Here is a 16,599-nt window from a genome sequence, read left to right as displayed (position 1 = left end):
TCAATCCTGCTGTGGCAGGACGAAATTCTTCAACGTGTCTTCGCTCCCGTTGAACTTGTCCTTACCCTGCTTGGCTCCGGAGACCTCGTACTGCACGAGGGCGTAAGCCCGCCAGCTCGCGGGCAGCTCCTCGGCCGATTCGGCGGAGTGCAGCAGCCACAGCGGGTTCGCACCGAAGGCGCGGGAATCGCCCGTGCAGGCCTTCCACCATTCCGCGGTCGTCGCGATCACCGGGTGCGGGCCCTTCGATCGGTTGACATACGTGTTGTCGAACATGCCCAGCCAACTGACCATCGCCGTGGCGTCGAGGCCATAGCACTTGTCCGGCGTGGCACTGTCCCGCAAGACGAGGGCGCCGGGCATCGTGCGCTGGTCGGCGGCGGTCGAGCCACCGCCGCCGTGGTCGACGAAGTGATTGGCTTGATCCATGCCGTTGCTCACGTCGGGCGCGGCAACGTGATAGGCGCCGTGGAACAGACCGGCCTTGGTCGCGCCGTTGAGCAGCTCGTTGAACGGCACGTTGACCTGGTCGCGCCCCTCGGTCGCTTTCAGGTAGGCGAAGGCGGCCCCCGCCTTCTTCGCGGCGGCGAAGTTGACCCCGCCGGACTGAACGTCGATTCCCTTGATGACGCTGTCCGCCCGCGCCGCACTCGACGGCGACAGACCGACCAGCGCCACGACACAAAAGGCGGCCAGCGTACTGATCCGAGCGGACCCGACCCGCATGCGTGCTCCCCGTTCTCCGTGGTTTCCGCCGCCGCGGCGACGAGGTGAACCGAGCGACCCACCGTTGTCGTATTCGTTTCTGCGGGCGGCCTGGATGGATCGGCGCATTCGCGCCCATCGGATGACCTCGGGCAACCACCCGTGCGACCATGTACTCATTACCGGTGGTATCAGATACCGGAGGGCATGGAGGCGCAGATGACGCGGTACGACGTGGTACTTCGCGGCGGATCGGTATTCGACGGCGCGGGTTCGCCGCCGCGCGCCGCGGACGTCGGCATCCGGGACGGCAAGGTCGTCACGATCAGCGCCGAGCCGCTGCCGGACGGCGCGCGGACCATCGACGCGACCGGCAAGTGGGTGATTCCGGGCATGCTCGACGTGCACACCCACTACGACGCCGAGGTGCTCGGCAGCCCCGGGCTCGGCGAGTCGGTGCGGCACGGCGTCACCTCGGTGGTGATCGGGAACTGCTCGCTGTCCACCGTGTACGCCGAGGCCGACGACTGCGCGGACATGTTCGCCAGGGTCGAGGCGCTGCCCTGGGACGCGGTGCACGCGGCGGTCAAGGAACACCGGGACTGGGACGGGCCGCGCGCCTACGCCCAGTCGCTCGCCGCGCGTCCGCTCGGCGCGAATGTGGCCGCGCTGCTCGGCCATTCGGACATTCGGGTCGCGGTGATGGGGCTCGGCCGCGCGGTGGACCCGCGGGTGCGGCCGACCGGCGACGAGCTGAATCGCATGCGGCAGATGCTGACCGACGCGCTCGATGCCGGCTTCCTCGGCCTGTCCACCATCCGCAGCTCGTTCTCGAAGCTGGAGGGGGTGCGCTTCCCGACCAGGCAGCTGCCGTCGACCTATGCCGGCTGGGGTGAGTACGCGGCACTGAACAAGATTCTGCGGCAGCGCGATCGGATCCATCAGAGCACGCCGAATCTCACCGCACGCCTGGAGATCGCGCGCTACTTCGCGCAGAGTGCCGGACGATTCCGCAAGCCGCTCAAGACCACCCTGATCGCGGGCATGGACGTGAAGGCCGATCGCACGACCGCGCGCGCGGCGATCGGCGCGGCGTGGATCGCGAATATCGTTGGCGGGGCGGCGTTCCGGTGGCAGCACCTGCCGGTGCCGTTCGAGGTGTATGCCGACGGCGTCGATCTGGTGGTGTTCGAGGAGTTCGGCTCCGGCGTCGCGGCGCTGAACATCCGCGACGTGATGAAGCGCGGCGAGTTGCTGGCCGACGAGTCCTACCGCAGGCAGTTCCGTAAGGATCTCGCGAAGAAGTACGGTCCGCGGGTGTGGCATCGGGACCTCTACGACGCCCAGATCGTGTCTTGCCCCGAGGCCGGCGTGGTCGGCAAGTCGTTCGGCCAGGTGGCCGACGAGCGCGGCATCCATCCCGCCGACGCGCTGCTCGACCTCGCCGTCGCGCACGGCGCGCGGCTGCGCTGGCGCACGGTCATCGCCAACGATCGCGACGACGTGCTCGACCGGCTGCAACGCTCCCCCAACGTGCAGGTCGGCTTCGCCGATTCCGGTGCGCACCTGCGCAATATGGCCTTCTACAACTTCGGCCTGCGCATGCTCGAGCGCACGCACCAGCGCCGCTTCATGCCGATCGAGGCGGCGGTGCACCGGCTGACCGGTGAGCTGGCCGACTGGTACGGCCTCGACGCAGGCCGCCTGCACGAGGGCGCCCGCGCCGATATCGCCGTCATCGACCCGGCCGGGTTCGACGGATCGAGCGCCGCCTACGCCGAAACGCCATTCCCCGGTATCGCCGGGCTGAATCGGATGGTCAATCGCAATGATCGCGCCGTGGCCGCCACCATTGTCGGCGGACACGTCGTTTATGAATACGGCGCCTTCGCCCCCGGCTTCGGCACCACCCTGCACGCAGGCACTTTCCTGAAACCCGCTTAGTTCGCCGACGCGACACGCCGGTTTGAAACGCCGAGTTCCCACACTCCGGCGTTTTGACCGCTTTCCGGCATAACATCGCCGAAAGGGGATATACCCGACGAATCCCGATCAATTACGCGACGGCGTCCCGCCCGGCCGAAAGAATTCACGGCCCGGCGATATCCGATGGACGCGAAGAAATGGTCGCGGCGAGGAGAAACAATGATCGATACCGAGGTGCGCGCCGCGATCACGGCGGAACGGACGGAACTCGCCGAAATCCTGACCGGCCTCGACGCCGGCAGCTGGGATGCGCCGACGCTGTGCCGGGGCTGGCGGGTCCGCGAGGTCGTCGCGCACATCACCCTGCCGTTCCGCCTGTCCGAGCCGCGCTTCGTGCTCGAACTGCTCCGGGCGGGCGGTGGTTTCAATCGGCTGGCCAACCATGCCGCCCACTGGGACGCGGCCAGGTTCACCGCCGAGGATCTGCTGAAGTCGCTGTGGGACAACGTCGCTCACCCGTGGCACCCGCCGGGTTACGGCTTCGTGGGCGCGTTGAGTCACGACATCATCCACGGACTGGACATCACGGTCCCGCTCGGACTCGAGCGCAGGGTGCCCGAGGATCGGCTGCGTTTCGTGCTCGACGCGGTAAATCCCAAGAGCGTCAGGTTCTTCGGAGTCGACCTCAAAGGCATCCGGCTATGCGCCGAAGACCTCGACTGGAGTTACGGCACCGGCGAAGTCCTCTCCGGCGACGCCCAGCATCTACTGCTCGTGCTGTGCGGCCGCACACTGCCGGACGGGACGCTGCACGGCGACAACGCCCAGCGGTTCACCTGGTCCGGCCAGCACGGACGCCACCGCAAACACCTGCCGAGCCCGGCCTGATCGCCAAGGAGCAACGGCAAGGCATGCAGGCCGCGTTCCCGGAATGACCACCGCCGGCGGATTTCGTCGTGCGGTACGGCCAACTGCGATGCGCAGAAAGCGGGCAGCAGGCTGCCGATGGCGATGCGCGTTTCCAGCCGGGCCAATGGTGCGCCAAGGCGATAGTGAATGCCGTGGCCGAGGGCGAGGTGCCGGTGGCCCGGTCTCGACGAATCGAGGGTATCGGGGTCGAGCACGAACAATGGATCCCGATCGGCGGATGCGATGCATTTTCATAGCCCACCCAGAAAATGAGAAAGGCCAGTGCGGAAAGCTCGTTCTCGGTCAGCACGTCACCCGCGTCACGCGACGCGATCAGGTCGGACATAACGCCTCGAACACCGGCGGGAGGGCGAAAACCTTGTAGTCACCAACCGCACCTCCGTGCCGTCGGGAAGTGCGACACGGTGCACAGGCGCGCTCTCCCGCAGTGTGCGGTGCACCGCATGCAGATCCCCTCCGGTCCCCGGCGACCGGGCCCAACTACCGACCCTCGATCCTGTTGCGGGATCACGAATTTCCCTCGTCGTATGGCGTCTCGCCGCGTGGCGGGGAATGATCTCGGGCGAGGAGAGACTATGACGGATACCGAGGTGCGCAAGGCGATCACGGATGAGCGGACCGACCTTGCCGAGTTGCTGGCCGGGCTCGACGCGGAGAGCTGGGACGCGCCGACCCTGTGCAAGGGGTGGCGGGTGCGCGAGGTCGTCGCGCACATGACCATGCCGTACCGGCTGTCGGGGGCGCGGTTCGCGTTCGAGATGGTGCGGGCGGCGGGCAGTTTCCATCGGATGTCGGATCGGACCGCCAGGCACGACGCCGCGGAGCTGTCCGCGGAGGACCTGCTGAAGTGGTTGTGGGACAACGTCGCCCACCCGTGGAAGCCGCCGGGCGGCGGATTCGAGGGTGCGCTCAGTCACGATGTCATCCACGGTCTGGACATCACCGTCGCGCTCGGCCTGGACCGCAAGGTGCCCGAGGACCGATTGCGCCTGGTACTGGACGCGATCAACCCCAAAAGCGTCAAATTCTTCGGAGTTGATCTCAAAGGAATCCAGCTGCGCGCCGATGACCTGGAATGGAATTATGGGTCCGGCGAGGTCGTGTCCGGCGCCGCGCAGGACCTGCTGCTGGTGCTGTGCGGCCGGACCCTACCCGTCGGCCGGTTGCACGGCGAGAAGGCGGCCCGGTTCACCCCCTGACGCCAAGGGATAAATCACGAGCCCGCGGCGACCCCGCCGGGTTACAGTCCCCGGCGTGACCTGGACCGCGCCCGAGCGCACCCGAAGCAAGCCGCCGCTGATCGCCGACGAGCGGCCGATGTTGCAGGCCTGGCTCGACTTTCACCGCGACACCCTGTTGCAGAAGTGCGCAGGCCTCGACGCGAAGCAGCTCGCCGAGCGGTCCGTCGCACCGTCGGCGATGACGCTGCACGGCCTGGTCCGGCACCTGTCCGAGGTCGAGCGCGGCTGGTTCCGCCTGGCCGCCGCGGGCATGGACCTGGACTACATCTATTGCCGCACCGACAATCCGGACGGCGACTTCGACGACACCGAACAGGCCGACCCCGCAACCGATCTCGCGCTCTACCGGCAGGAGATCGAACTCGCCGACGCCGCGGTCGCCGACCTGCCGCTCGACCACACCTTCCCGCATCCCCGGCGGCCGCACCTGGTGTACAACCTGCGCTGGGTCTATCTGCACATGATCGAGGAGTACGCCCGGCACAACGGGCACGCCGACCTCCTGCGCGAACGCATCGACGGCACGACCGGCGACTGACCGGCTCAGAGCGCGTGCCGACTCACCCAGGCCGCGACCTGCGCGCGCGATTCGAAGCCCAGCTTGGTGAGGATATGGTCCACGTGGCTCTCCGCGGTCCGGATCGAGATGACCAGTTCGGCGGCGATCCGCTTGTTGCTGTAGCCGGCCGCGACCAGTCGGGCCACGTCCTTCTCTCTGCGGGTGAGCTGTTCGTCCGCAACGGCTTTCGGCGCCGGTAGCGGGGCGGCCGGTTCGACCCCGAGCGCGTAGCCCACCGCCTCGTCCAGGGTGAGCGCGGCGCCGCTGTCGAATGCCGCGCCGAACTCCCTGTCCCCCATCGCGTCGTGCACCCGTAGCCGGACCTTCTCGCCGACCGCATCGGTCATGGCGTGCGCGAGACGCTGGGTGCTGCCGCGCCGCACCGTCGTCGCCGCACCCATCAGGCGGGCCGCCCTGCGCTGGTCACCGCTCGCGGCCGCCGCCCAGGCGAGCCCGTCGAACGCGGACGCCGTCCAGACGCAGCGATCGAACAACCGCAGCAGTTCGACCGCGCGACGCAGATCCTCGACCGCTCTGTCCCCGTTGCCGTTTCGCCACTGATTCGTCCCGACCGCCCACCACGCGAGCCCGCCGAGCAGATGCGAACCATGCTCGGCGGTCTTGGCCAGGAACTGCTCGGCCAACGGGCCGGCCCGCTCATCCTCCAGCACCATCGCGCACACATACCCGAACGCGAGACATTCCATTTCCGTGCCGTGATGCCCGCACGCCCGCGCCCGCACCGCGGCGTCCTCGGCGATCTCGAGCGCCCGCACCGGATCGGCGTCGGCGAACGCCAGCACCGAGGCCAGCAACTGCGCCTCGACCAGCACCTGCTCGGCGGCCAATTCCGTTGCTATCGCCACGCATTCGGACAAATAGGCATACGCCGACGCGGTGTCCGACAGCATGCCTGCGATGACCGACGCGGCGGCCAGCGCCCGCGCCCGGTCGACGGTGCGCGCGAGGTCCTTGCCGAGCGCGTCCGTCAGCCACCGGTAGCCCTCCAGGAAGAACCGGTAGTGCTCCCAGAACGGCCGCAGCTCGCTGGCGATCTGTAACCCCCGGTGCACGCCGTCCGGGTCGGCGAGCGCGAAGTGCAGCGCCGCACGCATATTCGCGTGTTCCCGCGTGACATCGCGGAACCAGACGACATCCGCGTCGCCCCAGTACTCGACGCGCCCGCGCCGCGCGACCCGGTAGTAGTGGTCGCGGTGCCGGGTCCGCAGCGCGTACTCGTCACCGTGGGCCGCCAGCCGCGCCAGCGCGAACTGCCGCAGTGGCTCGAGCATGGTGTAGCGGCCGGTGCCGTCGCCGTCTTGCCGATGACTCAGCACCGACTTGTCGACCAGCCCGGTGAGCGCGTCCACCAGCGCTCCGGGCGGCTCCAGCAGGCACACCGCCTCGGCGGCGATCAGGTCGAAACCGCCCGCGAACACCGCGAGTTGCTCCCAGAGGAGCTGCTCGCCGGGGGTGCAGAGGTCGTAACTCCAGCGGATGGCCGCCTCCAGCGTCTGCTGCCGTTCCGGCGCGGTGCGCAGGCCGGTGGTGAGCAGGCGCATGGTGTCGTCGAGGCGCTCCAGCACCTGGTCCGGGGTGAACGCCCGCAGGCGCAGCGCCGCCAATTCCAGGGCCAGCGGAATGCCCTCCAGCCGACTGCAAATCGCCGCGAGCGCGCCGAGATTCGCCGGGGTGACCCGGAATTCGGGATTCGCCGCGGTCGCGCGGTCGATCAGCAGCCGCAGCGCCGGATTGTCCGTCGCGTCGGCTGCGCCGGAATCCTCGTCCATGTCGGGCACCGGCAGCGGCGCGACCGGCAGCACCAGCTCCCCCACCACGCCGAGCGGCTCACGGCTGGTCGCCAGCACCCGAATATCCGGGGTGCTGGCGATCAGCCGGTCGACGAGCTCGGCGCAGGCGCCGATCAGGTGCTCGCAGTTGTCCAGAACCAGCAGCAGGTGTTTGCCGCCGAGGTAATCGGTGAGGCCGGCCAGCGGGAGGCTGGTGTCGTCGCGCAGGCCGAGCGCCTGCGCGACGGTCAACGCCACCAGTGCCCCGTCGTTGACGTGGGCCACCTCGACCAGCCACACGCCGTCGGGAAAGGCCCGCCGCACCGCCTCGCCCACCCGCCTGGCCAGCCGGGTCTTACCCACGCCGCCCGGCCCGGTCAGGGTGAGCAGGCGGGTGCCGGCCAGCAGTTTCCTGGCGGCGGCGACTTCGCTGCCCCGCCCGACGAAGCTGGTCACTTCGGCGGGGAGGTTTCCTGTCACGTACCGCGCCACGCCGATTACCTTCGCACGGACGGGCGCGCCGCCGGGCGTTTTGCCCGAAGACGCCCGGCGGATCAGCGCGCGGGCGTGGTCGGATAGACCGCCTCGAACAGCTCGCGCAGCTCGGCGGCGGTGATCTCCCGGCCGGTCGCGTCGGTGTGCGCCTGCACGTGCCCGGCGAACTCGATCTGCTGATGCCGGGGCAGGTCGATGCCGAACTCGGTCTTCAGCAGATAGGCGATGCCGCCCTTGCCCGACTGCGAGTTGACCCGGATGACCGCGTCATAGGTGCGACCGAGGTCGGCCGGGTCGATCGGCAGATACGGCACCCGCCAATCCAGTTGCCGTTCCGGGGTTCCCGTGCGCGCGGCCCGTGCGCGGTGCGCGGCCATGCCCTTGTTGATCGCGTCCTGATGCGTGCCGGAGAACGCGGTGTGCACCAGATCGCCCACGTACGGATGACGTTCGGCCACCGGCATGCGGGTGCAATACTCGACCGTTCGGCGGATCTCGTCGACGTCGGCGAAGTCGATCATCGGATCCACGCCCTGCGCATGCAGATTCAGCGCCAGCGTGGCCAGATCCACGTTGCCGGTGCGTTCGCCGTTGCCGAAGAGGCAGCCCTCGACGCGTTGCGCGCCGGCCAGCATCGCGAGTTCGGCGGCGGCGATGCCGGTGCCGCGGTCGTTGTGCGGGTGCACGGACAGGATGACGCTGTCCCGGCGGGCCAGGTTGCGGTGCATGTATTCGATCTGGTCCGCGTAGACGTTCGGCGTCGCGACCTCCACCGTGGCAGGCAGATTCAGGGTGACCGGTCGTTCCGGGGTGGCGTCCCACAGCGTGGTCATCCGGTCGCACAGGTCCAGTACGTAGTCGGGTTCGGTCAGGTTGAACACCTCGGGCGAGAATTGGAACCGCACGTCCGGCAGCCCGGCGGTGCGTTCCAGGATGGCGCGGCCGCCGGCCAGGATCAGCTCGCGCAGCGCGGCACGGTCCTTGCCCAGCACGGTGTTTCGCCAGGTGGGTGCGGTAGCGGCGTACATGTGGATGACGACCCTGCGCAGTCCGCGCACCGATTCGACGGTGCGTTCGATGAGATCTGTTCTGGCGGGGGTGAATACGACGATGGTGACGTCGTCGGGCGCGAGGCCGGTCTCGGCGATCAGCCGGACGAAGTCGAAGTCGGTCTGCGAGGCGGACGGGTAGCCGACCTCGATCTCCTTGTAGCCCATGGCCACCATCAGCTCGAAGAAGCGGCGCTTGCGTTCGGGGTCCATGGGTTCGGCGAGGGCCTGGTTGCCGTCGCGCAGGTCGACCGGAACCCACAGTGGCGCTGCGGTGATGCGGGCGTTCGGCCAATCACGGTCGGTGAGCGGCACTTCCACCCGATCGTAGACGGATCGGTAGCGGTGCGAGGGCATCTGGGAGTGCCGCTGCGGGTTCCAGGCCTGTGCGTCGCCGGGGATCGCGCCGGCGGGAGTGTTGATCGTCGGGAATGACATGCGGTGCCTTCTGGTCGTCACGAAACAGAGGTGACCGGCCACGACCGAGCCCCACGGCGGGGGGCCGATCGGTCAGGCCCCGCCGTGGCGGCTAAGCAGAAGCATGGTGCGCATGATGGCTAGACTATACACAACTCCTCAGACAAGTAGAGAGGTTGCGATGGTCTCGCAGGTACGCAGGCATCCGCTGGCCGCGCAGGCGGCCGAGCTGCTGATGACCCGCATCAAGGCGGGTGAGTGGCCGCTCGGGCACCGGCTGCCCGGGGAGACGACGCTGGCCGCGCAGCTCGGGGTCGGCCGCTCGACGCTGCGCGAGGCGATCCGCGAGCTCGCGGGCAAGGGCGTGCTGGACAGCCGTCAGGGCGCGGGCGTGTTCGTCACGGCGCTGGACGCGCGGGACGACTGGGACGCGGTGCTGCGCCGCGCCACCATCGCCTCGGTGATCGAGGCGCGAATCGCCATCGAGGCCGAGGCGGCGGCCCTGGCCGCGCACCGGCGCACCCGTGCCGACCTGCGCATCCTCCGCTCCACCCTGCTCGCCCGCGAGGCGCACGGCGAGCCGGTGGCCGAGCACGTCGACGCGGACATGGCCTTCCATCGCGCGGTGCTGGTCGCGGCGCACAACGAGGTGCTGGTCCAGCTGTTCGACACGTTCCTCCCCCGGCTGCGCCTGGCCATGATCGACATGCTGACGATTCGCCCCGTCCCGTCCGAGCGCGCCGACCACGCCGCGCACGAACTGCTGCTCGACGCGATCGTCGCCCGAAACGCCACGGCCGCGGCCGAACTCAGCCGCTCCCATCTCACCGCATTGAAGGAGGCATTCACGTGACCGGAACGCCGGTGCTCGAGCTGACGGACGTGACGTTCCGCCGCGAGGGCAAGAAGATCATCAACGGCATCTCGCTCACCGTGCGCGCCGGCGAGCACTGGGCGTTGCTCGGTCCCAACGGCGCGGGCAAGAGCACCCTGCTCGGCTTCTGCGGCGCGGTCACGTTTCCCACCACGGGCACGGTCCGGGTGCTCGGCGAGCAGCTCGGCCGCGTGGAACTGCAACGCCTGCGCCACTCGATCGGCCAGGTGAATCCGCGGCATCCGCTGCAATACCCGCTGACCATCCGCGAGGTCGTGCTGACCGGGATCACCGCGACCATCGATACGCCGATGCGCTGGACGCCGACGCCGGATCAGCTCGTCCGCGCCGACGCGATGATCGATACCGTCGGCCTCACCGGCAAGGCCGGCAACACCTGGAACACCCTCTCCCAGGGCGAGCGCGGACGCACCCTGATCGCCCGCGCGCTCATCGGCGAACCGCGGCTGCTGCTGTTCGACGAGCCCTCCACCGGACTGGATCTCGCTGCGCGCGAACAACTCCTGGAGACCATCGACACCCTCGGCGACACCCACCCGGAGGTCGCGTCGGTGCTGGTCACCCATCACCTCGAGGAGCTCCCGAGTACCACGACGCACGCGCTGCTCATCGCCGACGGCCACACCGTCGCCGCCGGGCCGGCCAGGGAAACGCTCACCACCGACAACGTCACGGCCGCCTTCGCACACCCCGTCGAGGTGCGCTACGACGGTCGCTGGAGCGCCCGCGCCGCGCACACGACCCCCGCCTGGCCCACCTGAGCCCGGTACGGCGCTGGGCCGCACCGGGTTCCGGGTTCAGAGCAGTCCGCGCAGCTTCAGGTTGGTGCTGTACTTGACGATGATCGGCGGGGTGACATGCGGAATGTCCTTGTCCTGGCCGACCTTCGCCTCCTGCACCGCGGCGTGGAATCGTTCGGTGGGCGCGAACGAGCCACGGATCGGCCGCTCGGGTCGCTGATAGTTGTGCAGCAGCGGTAGCAGCGAATGGTGCCGCTGCTGTTCCGGCAGCGCCCGCAGCGCGGTCTCGAATCTGCGCAGCCAGTCGTCGTATTCGGCGATCCGCTGGATCGAGTAGCCCGCGTCGATCAGCCAGTCGACGAACTCGTCCAGGCCGATCCCGTCGTCGTACGGGTTCATCACGTGATAGGTCTCGAACCCCTCGGTCACCTGCTCGCCGAGGGTGGTGATGGCCTCGGCGATGAAGTCGACGGGCAGGCCGTCGTAGTGCGCCCGCTGCCGGTTGCCGTCCGCGTCGGTCTCGTAGAAGGAGCCGGGTGCGATGCCGGTGGCGACCAGGCTGAGCATCATCCGGGTGAACATGTCCGGCAGGTTGAGCTGGCCCGCATACCTGGCGCCGACCAGGATCATGTCGCAGCGGAAGACCGCGACCGGCAGTCCGCACAGGTCGTTGGCCTGCCGCAGCAGCACCTCGCCCGCCCACTTGCTGTTGCCGTAGCCGTTGGCGTAGCTGTCGTCGACCGTGCGGGCCGGGCTGGCCACCCGGATGTCCGCGTCCTCGGTGAACGCCGACGGCTCGATCTGCGCGCCGACTCCGATGGTCGACACGTAGGTGAACGGCTTCAGCCTCGTGGTGAGCGCGAGCCGGATCAGCTCCGCGGTGCCAGCCACGTTCGGCCCGAACAGCTGGCTGTACGGCAGGACATGGTTGACCAGGGCCGCGGGATCGACGATCACGTCGACCGTGTCGGCCAGCCGCCGCCAGGTCTGCCGATCGAGACCGAGGTCGGCCTCGCCCTTGTCCCCGGCGATGACCTCGAGATGATCGGCGGCCAGATTTCGGTAGTGCCGCAACAACTCCGGGTCACCGCCGTCGAAGGTCCGGTCCAACCGGGCCCGGGCCGCGGCGTCGTCCTTGGCCCGCACCAGGCAGATCAGCTTGCCGCCGACCAGGGACAGGCGCTCGAGCCACTCCAGCGCCAGATAGCGGCCGAGGAAGCCGCTCGCGCCGGTCAGCAGAACCGTCCGCACCTCGGCGCTCGGTCGCGGCAATGCCGCTGCGGCGGCGAGTGTTTCGGCGTCGATGAACTTGTCCAGGGGGAGATCGGCGGCGTGCGCCACGGTGGCGTCGCGGCCGTGCACCGTGGCGAACGTGGCCCGCTTCGAGCCGCCGGTCCGTTCCGCCTCGATGTAGTCGGCGATGGCCTGGAGGTCGGTCGCCGGGCTGACGATGACGCCAACCGGCACGTCCAGGTCGTAGATCTCGTGCAGCAGATTGGCGAAGGTCAACGCGGACAACGAATCTCCACCGAGGTCGGTGAAGTGCGCGTCGGGCCGCCGATCCGCGGTCGACGCACCGAGCAGCGCGCCGGCCGCCCGGCTGACCGTCTCCAGCACTGGCCGATCGGCGCCGTCGCGGCGCAGCGTGCGCAGCTCGTCGGCCTGGCCCTCGGCCAGCTCGCGGTAGAGCTGTTCCAGCCGATCGCCGTAGTGCTCCTTGAGTTTCGGCCGTGCCAGCTTGCGGATGCCGGTGAGCAGGCCGTTCTCCAGCGTGAACGGCGTGGTCTCGATGAGCAGCCCGCGCGGGATCTCGTAGGACTGCAATTCGGCGGCGCGCGCGACCTCCTGCAACGAGTCGCTGATCAGCGAAGTCAGCGCCTCGACGTCGCCGCCGGTGCGTGCCGACGCTTCCGGCGTCGGCACGACGACCGCCAAAAGGTAAGCACGAGCACTGTTTCCGTAGATGTAGATCTGCCGCACCACCGGGCTACTGTCGAACACCGCCTCCAGCGTCGACACCGTGACGAACTCGCCCTGCGACAGCTTCTGCACGTTGTTGCGCCGATCGAGGTAGACCAGCTCGTCCGGGCCGAGCTCGGCGACGATATCGCCGGTCCGGTAGTACCCGTCCGCGTCGAACACGCTCGCGGTCACCTCGGCCCGCTTGTAATAGCCGGGGAACATGTCGGTCGACTTGACCAGCAGCTCGCCGCGCGGATGCGGCCGGTCGGTGCGGAAGTAGCCGAGTTCGGGCACGTCGACCAGCTTGTAGTCGGTGACCGGCGGGCGGCGCACCTGCCCGTCGATGAGCACCGCGCCGGACTCGGTCGAGCCGTAACCCTCCAGTAGATGCAGATCGAGATAGGTTTCGACGAACGCGCGCAGCTCCGGTGAGATCGGCGCGGAACCGGTCAGCGCCGTGACGAACCGGCCGCCGAGCAGCGACCGCCGCTGCTCGGCCATTACCTCGGCGGCCAGCTCCGCCCGGTCGGCGCCGTCGGCGCAGCGCCGATCCAGCTCGCTGTGGAACTCCTGGAACAGCATGTCCCAGATCCGCGGCACGAAGTTCAACTGGGTCGGCCGCACCAGGGCGAGATCCTCCAGCAGCGTCGAAAGATCGCTCCTGGCGGCGAAATACGCGGTGCCACCGGTGCCGAGCGTCCAGTACAGGACGGCGCGGCCCATGACGTGGCTCATCGGCATGAAGTTGAGCGTGATGGCCGGGGTCGAACTCTCCTGTCCCCAGGCCGCTTTGGTCGACTTGCGCCAGAAGTTGGCCACCAGTCGTTCGGTGTACATGGCGCCCTTGGGTGCGCCGGTGCTGCCGGAGGTGTAGATCAACAGGGTCAACGGATCGGTCTCATCGGGCACGAAATCCGCTGTGTGCAAACCGTTTCCACGGTCGAGCAGGTCGGCGAGGCTTTCCGGCACCGCCGGGCTGCCTGCTTCGGCAAGCCGCGCTCTGGCCGCTTCGAACGCCTCGCGCTGCTCGTCCACCTGTGGGCGATAGTCGAACACGACCAGCCGTTCCGGCGCGGTGGCCAGTGCCAATTCGACGGCGTCGGCGAGATAGTCGATGCTCGAGGCGATTACCCGCGGTTCGGTCTCCGCCACGATCGGGCGCAGCTGGGTGACCGGCGCGCTGGTCTGCAGCGGAACCGACACCGCGCCGAGCGGGATCAGGGCCAGGTCGACCGTGGTGTAGTCGACGCTGCTGAAGCCCAGGATGCAGACGCGGTCGCCGGGCCGCACCACATCGCCCAGCGCACCCGCGAAGGCGTCGATGCGATCCGACAACTCGCCGTAGGTGATGGTGTCGAAATTGGGCAGCAGTTCGGTGGCGACGCGCCCAGTCGCCTTGTCTTCGATAAACCGCACGGCGCGTTGGCCGAGTGCGGGGCGGTCCGCGTATCCGGTCAGCGCGGTACGCACCAGCTGCGACAGTCGCAGGCCCGGTTGCTCGAGTGCCGCGGTCACCGTCTCGTCGGGCAGCGCGCTGACGAACTGTGCGTCAGTGGCGCGTAGATCTGCGATGCGGCGTGCGAGCCGCTCGTCACGGGAATCAATCGACATAAGTAGGTCCACCTCCACGACCAGCAAAAACTTGACGGGATCAGGTAGAAACTCGGCGGCGCGATACTCGCCCGCCGTTATTACCTTAGCAAAACTAACGTCTTTGTTGGCTGGGAGTCTGCTGTGAACAGCGCGGCGGGGCAACGCGAATCGCGTCGTCGGGGCCGCCCGGAAAGAAATTCGAGGAGAATCCTCGGCGAGATGTCGATCCGGGTGTCCGCCGTTCGATGCAGTGAGGTGAGGATCGACCGATCTTGACGACGACGAGCAAAGGACCGCAGATGCGCTACATGATGTTGATCCACGTCGACCCGACCACCGCGCCGGAGCCGGACGAGGCGCTGTTCGAGCAGGTCGGCAAGGTGATCGAGGAGATGACCAAGGCGGGCGTGCTGCTCGACACTAACGGCCTGCGCCCGGTCACCGAGGCGACCAGGATCAGCCAGACCGGCGGCAAGCAGACCGTGCTGGACGGCCCGTTCACCGAGTCCAAGGAGGTCGTCGGCGGCTACTGCATCCTGCAGACCAAGTCGAAAGACGAGGCGATCGAGTGGACCTCGCGGTTCCTCGGTGTGCACGGGCCGGAGTGGGATATCGACGTCGAGATCCGGCAGATCGACGAGCCGGCCTGATCGGGCGCCGCGGATGAGCCCCGACCGGTCGCCGGAACAGACCCACCGCGCCGTGGAGACGGTCTGGCGGATGGAATGGCCGCGGCTGGTCGCTGGGCTCACCCGCATCGTCGGCGATATCGACACCGCCGAGGAACTGGCTCAGGACGCGCTGGTCGCGGCGCTGGAACAGTGGCCGCGCGACGGCGTGCCGCCGAATCCGGGCGGCTGGCTGATGCTCACCGCCAAGCACCGGGCGATCGACCGGATCCGCCGCGCGCAGAACTTCACCCGCAAACTGGCGGTGCTCGGCCACGCCCTGGTGACCGAGCCGCCCGCGGATCCCGAACCCGGCGGCGCGGTCGAGGACGATCTGCTCCGGATGATGTTCACCGCCTGTCATCCGGTGCTGTCCGAGCAGGCCAGGGTGGCGCTGACGCTGCGGCTGCTCGGCGGTTTGACCACCGAGGAGATCGCCCGCGCCTGCGTCGTCCCGGAATCGACTGTGGCGCAGCGCATCGTGCGAGCGAAACGGACCATCGCGGCGAAACAGGTGGCCTACGAGGTGCCGGAGGGCGCCGAGCTGACCGCGCGGCTCGGCTCCGTGCTCGCGGTCGTCTATGCGATTTTCAACGAGGGGTATACGGCGACCGCGGGCGCGGACTGGATGCGGATCGAACTGTGCCAGGACGCGTTACGCCTCATCCGCATCCTGGCCGAGTTGCTGCCCGCCGAGCCCGAGGTGCACGGGCTGGCCGCGCTGCTGCACCTGCAGGCTTCGCGGCTGCCCGCGCGCACCGGACCAGCGAAAGATATTGTGCTGCTTGCCGATCAGAACAGGTCGCGGTGGGACCGCCTGCTGATCCGGCACGGATTCGCGGCGTTGGCCCGGGCCGGCGCGGTCGCCAGGGACCGCGACCTGCTGCCCGGCAGCTATGCGTTGCAGGCCGCGATCGCCGCCGTGCACGCCATGGCGGCAACCGAGCGCGACACCGATTGGCGGCGCATCGCCGGCCTGTATGCCGTTCTCGCCGAACGCTTCCCGTCCCCCATCGTGGAACTCAATCGTGCGGTGGCGGTGAGCAAGGTGCACGGCCCGGTCGCCGGGCTCGACCTGGTCGACGCCCTCGCGGGCACGCTGGACACCTACCACCTGTACTACGCGGTGCGCGGCGACCTGCTCGCCCAGCTCGGCCGCGCCGAAGAAGCGCGGCGCGAGTTTCTCCGCGCCGCCGACCGCACCGCGAACGAGGCCGAGCGCGCACTGCTGCTCGGCCGCGCGCAGGACGGTCGGTAATCACCTGACGTGCGCCGCGATTACCCGAGCGCAGGCCAAGGACTCGGTGCGGGTGGTGCCCACCTCCAGGTCGTAGACCATGCCGTGGTGAACCGCCTCCGCCTGCGCGGCGGCCACGCCCGGGATGCGGTCACCGCGGGCGACCTCGCGGCCGGCGGCGACCGCACCGGCGCAGCGGACGCCGACCCACAGCACGCTCAATCCGGCCACGGCCTGCTGCCATCGCCGCTGCGCCGAGGCGCCGCCGAGGAAGACCTCGTCGACGATGATCCGCCCGCCGTTCACGTTCGCGGGCAGCGCTCGAGTCCGGTTGTAACGCGACGGTAATCGCCGCACCGCAATCGCGTGTGAGCATGCTACGAAATCGCTTA

Annotated in this window: 12 protein-coding genes and 1 pseudogene; 8 read left to right on the top strand and 5 right to left on the bottom strand. The window is 68.9% G+C overall.

Going from position 1 to position 16,599, the window contains the following annotated elements; all coding sequences use genetic code 11:
* Positions 1–726, bottom strand: coding sequence for a GH25 family lysozyme (locus ACFQ9K_RS39245; RefSeq protein WP_378721830.1), 726 nt, complete (start codon positions 724–726; stop codon positions 1–3).
* Positions 727–924: 198 nt separating this feature from the next.
* On the opposite strand from ACFQ9K_RS39245, the gene ACFQ9K_RS39240 reads away from it, so the two are divergent.
* The 4 genes from ACFQ9K_RS39240 (at position 925) to ACFQ9K_RS39225 (ending at position 5,340) form a co-directional block, all read left to right on the top strand.
* A complete protein-coding gene (locus tag ACFQ9K_RS39240; RefSeq protein WP_378721831.1) occupies positions 925–2,649 on the top strand; it encodes an amidohydrolase family protein in 1,725 nt (574 codons plus the stop codon).
* Positions 2,650–2,850: 201 nt separating this feature from the next.
* Positions 2,851–3,519, top strand: coding sequence for a maleylpyruvate isomerase family mycothiol-dependent enzyme (locus ACFQ9K_RS39235; protein WP_378721832.1), 669 nt, complete (start codon positions 2,851–2,853; stop codon positions 3,517–3,519).
* A gap of 617 nt (positions 3,520–4,136) precedes the next feature.
* Positions 4,137–4,760 carry a maleylpyruvate isomerase family mycothiol-dependent enzyme gene (locus ACFQ9K_RS39230; RefSeq protein ID WP_378721833.1) on the top strand — a complete coding sequence of 208 codons (624 nt, stop codon included), beginning with the start codon at positions 4,137–4,139 and terminating at the stop codon, positions 4,758–4,760.
* Positions 4,761–4,815: 55 nt separating this feature from the next.
* A complete protein-coding gene (locus ACFQ9K_RS39225) occupies positions 4,816–5,340 on the top strand; it encodes a DinB family protein (RefSeq protein ID WP_378721834.1) in 525 nt (174 codons plus the stop codon).
* A 5-nt stretch (positions 5,341–5,345) separates the two neighbouring features.
* Here ACFQ9K_RS39225 and ACFQ9K_RS39220 read toward each other — a convergent pair whose 3' ends face one another.
* A complete protein-coding gene (locus ACFQ9K_RS39220; protein WP_378984327.1) occupies positions 5,346–7,643 on the bottom strand; it encodes an ATP-binding protein in 2,298 nt (765 codons plus the stop codon).
* An 83-nt stretch (positions 7,644–7,726) separates the two neighbouring features.
* Positions 7,727–9,052 (bottom strand): annotated as a pseudogene (locus ACFQ9K_RS39215) (2-isopropylmalate synthase); the annotation flags it as partial.
* Positions 9,053–9,293: 241 nt separating this feature from the next.
* Between ACFQ9K_RS39215 and ACFQ9K_RS39210 the strand changes: the two are divergent.
* Complete coding sequence (locus ACFQ9K_RS39210; protein ID WP_378721910.1) at positions 9,294–9,965, top strand: FadR/GntR family transcriptional regulator; 672 nt, start codon at positions 9,294–9,296, stop codon at positions 9,963–9,965.
* Complete coding sequence (locus tag ACFQ9K_RS39205) at positions 9,962–10,768, top strand: ABC transporter ATP-binding protein (RefSeq protein WP_378721911.1); 807 nt, start codon at positions 9,962–9,964, stop codon at positions 10,766–10,768. Before ACFQ9K_RS39210 ends, ACFQ9K_RS39205 begins: the two co-directional genes overlap by 4 nt.
* A 36-nt stretch (positions 10,769–10,804) precedes the next feature.
* Here ACFQ9K_RS39205 and car read toward each other — a convergent pair whose 3' ends face one another.
* Positions 10,805–14,320, bottom strand: a complete 3,516-nt coding sequence (gene car, locus ACFQ9K_RS39200; RefSeq protein ID WP_378721912.1) for a carboxylic acid reductase — start codon at positions 14,318–14,320, stop codon at positions 10,805–10,807.
* A gap of 281 nt (positions 14,321–14,601) precedes the next feature.
* On the opposite strand from car, the gene ACFQ9K_RS39195 reads away from it, so the two are divergent.
* Positions 14,602–14,952 (top strand): YciI family protein, encoded by a 351-nt coding sequence (locus tag ACFQ9K_RS39195; RefSeq protein ID WP_378721913.1) that lies wholly within the window; start codon positions 14,602–14,604, stop codon positions 14,950–14,952.
* A 13-nt stretch (positions 14,953–14,965) separates the two neighbouring features.
* Positions 14,966–16,228 carry an RNA polymerase sigma factor gene (locus ACFQ9K_RS39190; RefSeq protein WP_378721914.1) on the top strand — a complete coding sequence of 421 codons (1,263 nt, stop codon included), beginning with the start codon at positions 14,966–14,968 and terminating at the stop codon, positions 16,226–16,228.
* On the opposite strand, the gene ACFQ9K_RS39185 is transcribed toward ACFQ9K_RS39190, so the two are convergent.
* Positions 16,229–16,564, bottom strand: a complete 336-nt coding sequence (locus ACFQ9K_RS39185) for a hypothetical protein (protein WP_378721915.1) — start codon at positions 16,562–16,564, stop codon at positions 16,229–16,231.
* Between the last annotated feature and the right edge of the window lie 35 nt (positions 16,565–16,599).

It is taken from the genome of Nocardia sp. NPDC056564, assembly GCF_042793755.1.
In the GTDB taxonomy this organism is placed as follows: Bacteria; Actinomycetota; Actinomycetes; order Mycobacteriales; family Mycobacteriaceae; genus Nocardia.
The sequence above is the reverse complement of the archived record's forward strand: the minus strand, read 5'-3'. Positions and strand labels throughout refer to the sequence as shown.